4 protein-coding genes are annotated in these 4,373 nt (G+C 68.2%); all 4 read right to left on the reverse strand.

Annotated features, from left to right (window positions below; genetic code table 11):
* Window positions 1-798, reverse strand: a 798-nt coding sequence (locus JMF90_RS26115) for an AMP-binding protein (RefSeq protein WP_236596390.1), incomplete at its 3' end; no start/stop codon positions are given.
* Between the two features lie 194 nt (window positions 799-992).
* Window positions 993-2,879, reverse strand: coding sequence for a sigma-70 family RNA polymerase sigma factor (locus tag JMF90_RS26120; RefSeq protein WP_011547056.1), 1,887 nt, complete (start codon window positions 2,877-2,879; stop codon window positions 993-995).
* Entirely contained in the window at window positions 2,863-3,177 is a 315-nt protein-coding gene (locus tag JMF90_RS26125) for a high-potential iron-sulfur protein (RefSeq protein ID WP_011547057.1), read from the reverse strand. The genes JMF90_RS26120 and JMF90_RS26125 overlap by 17 nt, the downstream gene beginning before the upstream one ends.
* 98 nt (window positions 3,178-3,275) lie before the next feature.
* Window positions 3,276-4,373 (reverse strand): c-type cytochrome (locus JMF90_RS26130; RefSeq protein WP_201325608.1); only part of this gene is annotated, 1,098 nt, incomplete at its 5' end.

Genomic DNA, 4,373 nt, shown 5'->3' on the forward strand with positions numbered 1-4,373 from the left:
GTCGGTCAGCTCATGCATCCATAGGTCGCGCTCCGCATGCCAGTCGATCTTGCCGCCGGTGCGGCGATAGACGATCACGCTTTTGACCGCTTCGCAGCCGCCCAGCGCGATCGCCTCGTCGGCGATGCTCTTGAGCGGCAGCGTCTTGCCGCCGCGCGCCTGTTCGTCGGCGGTGATCAGCGCGACCGCGCCGACGTCGACGAGCCGCTCGTTCAGCGATTTCGCGGAGAAGCCACCGAACACGACCGAGTGGGTCGCGCCGATGCGCGCGCAGGCCTGCATCGCGACGATGCCTTCGATCGACATCGGAATGTAGATGACGACGCGATCGCCCTTGCCGATCCCGCGTTTCTTCAGCGCATTGGCGAAGCGCGACACGCGCGCGAGGAGATCGGCATAGGTGACGCGGGTGACGGTGCCGTCGTCGGCCTCGAAGATCACCGCGACGCGCTCGCCGTTGCCGGCTTCGACGTGGCGGTCGAGGCAGTTGTACGACGCGTTCAGCTCGCCGTCGTCGAACCATGTGTAGAACGGCGCGTTGCGCTCGTCGAGCACCTTGGTGAACGGCTTGTGCCACGTAAGGCCTTCGCGCGCGAGGCGCGCCCAGAAGCCTTCGTAATCCTGCTCGGCCTCGGCGACGAGCGCGCGGTAGGCCGGCATGCCGGAAATGGTCGCCGTCTTCTCGAGCGCCGCGGGCGGCGCGAACTGACGGGTTTCGTGAAGAACCGATTCGATCTTGGACAAGCGTGTCTCCATGCGTTCATGTGATTCCTGACGGCGCTCGGGAAAACGCAACATGCATGCCAGTTGCGCGACTGGTATGCGCTGGCGGCGAAAGTCGCGACGGCCGGGCGTGTGGTGCTCGACCTGATTGGTCGCGCTGTATCGCGGACGGTCGCGCGATGCCGTGTGGCGTTCAGAAATGCAGCAGGTCGTGTTGCAGTCCTGAGCAGTTGGGGCGAGCCGGCAGATGGTCGCGCGGCACCGCCGCGTCAGGCGAGCAGCGAGCGAAGCGCCGGTGCGTGCCTGAATTGCCGGATGCGTTCGAGCGCCGATACCTCGAGCTGACGAACGCGCTCGGCCGACAGGTTCAGTTGCCGGCCGATCTCGCGCAGCGAATATTCGTTGTCGACATCGATGCCGTACCTCAGGCGAAGAATCCACGCCTCGCGTACCGGGAGGCTGTCGATCAGCTCGGCAACCGCCGCACGCAACTGACCGGCGCTCGCGGCTTCTTCCGGCGTCGGCGCGTCGGGGTCGATCGTGACGTCGCACAACGTGAGGTCGTGATCGGGCGAAACCGGCAGGTCGGCGGAGATCGGCTCGCGCACGATGCTCATCAGCTCGCGCACCTTGTCGACCGGCAGCCGCATCTGCGTGGAGAGCGCCCGCGCGTCGGCGACGTCGCCGGTGCGTTGCCGATGGAGTCGCGCGAGCCGCGACAGTTTGTTCAGTGTATCGACCGTATGCGCGGGCACGCGTATCGTGCGGCCCAGATCGGCCAGCGCGTGCGTGATCGCCTGCCGGATCCACCACGTCGCATACGTCGAGAATTTGAAGCCGCGCCGGTGATCGTAGCGATCGACGGCCTTCATCAGGCCGATATTGCCTTCCTGGATCAGATCGGAGAACGGCAGGCCACGATCGGCATAGCGTTTGGCGACCGACACGACGAGCCGCAGATTGCTCTGGAACAGCTTCGTTCTCGCGGGTTGCATCGCCCGCTCGATACGCGCGAGCCGCGCATCGAGCGCGATCGCGATGTGGAGCGGCAGCGCAGACTGGCCGGAGAGGCGAGCGAGCGCGCCGCGCGCGTCGATCAGCGCCGGCGCGTGGCGGGCGAGCGCGGCGGCGCAGTCAGGGTGCGCGGCGCGGCAGGCGTGTAGCCATGCGCGTACGTCGTCGCACGGCGTGAAGAGGTCGTGGCGCGCGGATTCGGCACGTATGCCCGCGGCGGCCAGCGTATCGACGAGTCGTTGTTCGAACGTACGTGCCCGAGTCGCACGCTCGCCGTTCGCTTGCCCGATCCGTTCGATCGCGCGCGAGGTGAAGCGGATGCGGCCGGTCGACGCCGTAGCCTCGCGCAGCAGCGTCCGGTAAGCGGCCGACGCGAAACCGTCGGCATGCAATGCACGCTGCATCGCGGGCGCCAGCGCACCGACACGTTCGAGCGCGTCGACGACCGTATCGCGCCACGCCGGGCTGTCGAGAGAAAGATCGGCGTCGTCGTTGGGCGCCGGTGATTCGATGGCCGGAGCGTCGGGCAACGTCGCCGGTGCACTTGCAGGCGATTCGGCATCGCCGGCGAACCCCGTCACGTAAACCGACGCCGCCACCTTGCCGGCACGAATGTCATCCGCGAGCGCCGCGACGGCGGCGAGTGCCGCCGGATCGCGGCTCAACGCGTCGATGCACGCCGCGCGGCCGCTTTCCAGACGCAGCGCGAGCGCGATCTCTTCGTCGCGTTCGAGCAGCGGCGTCGCGCTCATTTCCCGCAGATAGAGCCGGATCGGATCGTTGGTGTGGCCCGCGAGCAGATCGTCGGCCGGGAGCGGCGTCGATGCGTCGGCGAGCGGCGACGCGACTTCCGTCACTTGCGCGAAATGACGATCGAGCGTCCATGCGGTATGCGCGCCGGTATGCTCGCGCACGTCGATGCCGAGCTCGCGCAGCATCGACGCGGCGGCGTCCGCATCCGCGCCGTCGGTCGCGTCGTCGGGCAGCGCATCGGCGATTTCACCGTGCGTCACGTAGCCGCGATCGATGCCCAGCGCGATCAGCGCATGCAGATGCGCGGCGCGGTCGGCGTGGGCGCCGCGACACGGCGACGGCGCGCCGTCGCGTTCGCGTGCGGGCCCGGCGTCAAGCGAGCTTGGCATAGACGTTGCACCAGCCTTCCGCGGCAACCGTCTTGCCCGCGAACATCGGGCACGTGCCGGAGGATTCGCCCGCGGCGGCCTTGTAGAAGCGGCAGTTCGAGCACGTCTGGCCGGCCTGGTACTTCGGGAACTTGCCGGCGTCGACGGTCGTCGCCTTGGCGCGGTAGCCGAGCGTCTTCGCCGCCGCGTCGTTTTCGTCGACGGGCGGGGCGGCGGCGAATGCGCGCGTGCCGGCCGCGAGCGCGGCGCACAGGCCGGCGGCCTGCACGAAGAAGGTTCTGCGATGACGGGAGATCATGATGCGGTCCTGAATGAAATGAACGGAAAAAGCCCGGCCCGCGCGCCGGGCAAGCTGCCCGGCACGGCGGTCGATCGAAACGAAAGAGGGTGGAGCGGTTACTTGCGCGGCCCGGCGATCAGCGGCGCCTTCGACGCATTCGCGATCTCGGCGGTCAGCTTGTTCTTCGACGCGTCGTAGCCGTTCGAATAAAGCAGGAACGCCATCAGATCCTCGTATTCCTGCGCGGACATCTTGCCGGGGCGATCGGCCGGCATGTTGCTCGACATGTACAGGAAGATGCCGCCGACCGTGATGTGCGACTTGCCTTCGGGCGCGAACGATTCCCCGCTCAGCGCGGGCGCGGTATTGCCCTCGAGCTGGTCGCCGTGGCATTTCGCGCACGCATCGCCGTAGAGCTTCTTGCCATGCTGCACCTGAGCCTGGTCGAACGACGGGACGCCGCCGCCTTCGCTCGTCGACACCTTGACGAAGCCGGGCCGCTGCGCGGACGCGATCGCGCCGTCGAGAAACCGGCCGGGCACGCGCGAGGCGGCGGCTTGCGCGATGCCGTCGGGCAGCGTCCAGCCGCGCGTGAGCGACGCGAGGCGGCCGTTGCCGCTCAGTTGCGACAGCGTGGCGTCGATGCGCTGTTGCAGCGCGTCCTTGCCTGGCCCGAACGCGAACGACAGTTGCCAGTCGGAGTACGGCGACGACGTCGCCGCCACCTGGAACCGTTGTTTCGGGTGCGCACGCTCGTATGCGACGACGCTCGGATACCAGACGATCGCGCGCTGCGCACGGCCCGCGGCGAGCGCACCGATCGTTTTCTCGCTCGTGTTCTCGAGGTCGAAGCGGGCGTTCGTCTGCTGCGCGGCGATCAGTTGCGACGGGCTGCCGTAGGTGGCCGCGATCGTTTCCTTCGCGCCGGACGGCGCGGGCGCATCGCGCAGCGACACGTTGACGTAGCCGGAGCGCAGATAGCCTTGCGAGAACGTCATCTTCGATCCCGACGCATCGGCGATCGCGGAGCGCGGGAAGCCGGCGATCACGTCGCAGTCGCGTTCGAGCGATTTCGTCAGCTCGCTGGCGGAGATGCCGTCGTCGTCGCCGTTGTCGTCGACGCCGCGTGTGTTGAAGGTCGCGGCGATGCCCGCGGTGCGGAACACTTCGCGCGCGACGGAGCGATCGAGCGCCGTGGTGGGGCTGCCGGGCAG

Origin of the sequence: Burkholderia sp. E168m23, assembly GCF_016586125.1 — a bacterium.
Classification (GTDB): domain Bacteria; phylum Pseudomonadota; class Gammaproteobacteria; order Burkholderiales; family Burkholderiaceae; genus Burkholderia; species Burkholderia orbicola.

Coding starts and splice junctions, on each gene's coding strand:
- JMF90_RS26120 (WP_011547056.1), bottom strand. CDS start 2,879: ATGCCAAGCTCGCTTGACGCCGGGCCCGCACGCGAACGCGACGGCGCG.
- JMF90_RS26125 (WP_011547057.1), bottom strand. CDS start 3,177: ATGATCTCCCGTCATCGCAGAACCTTCTTCGTGCAGGCCGCCGGCCTG.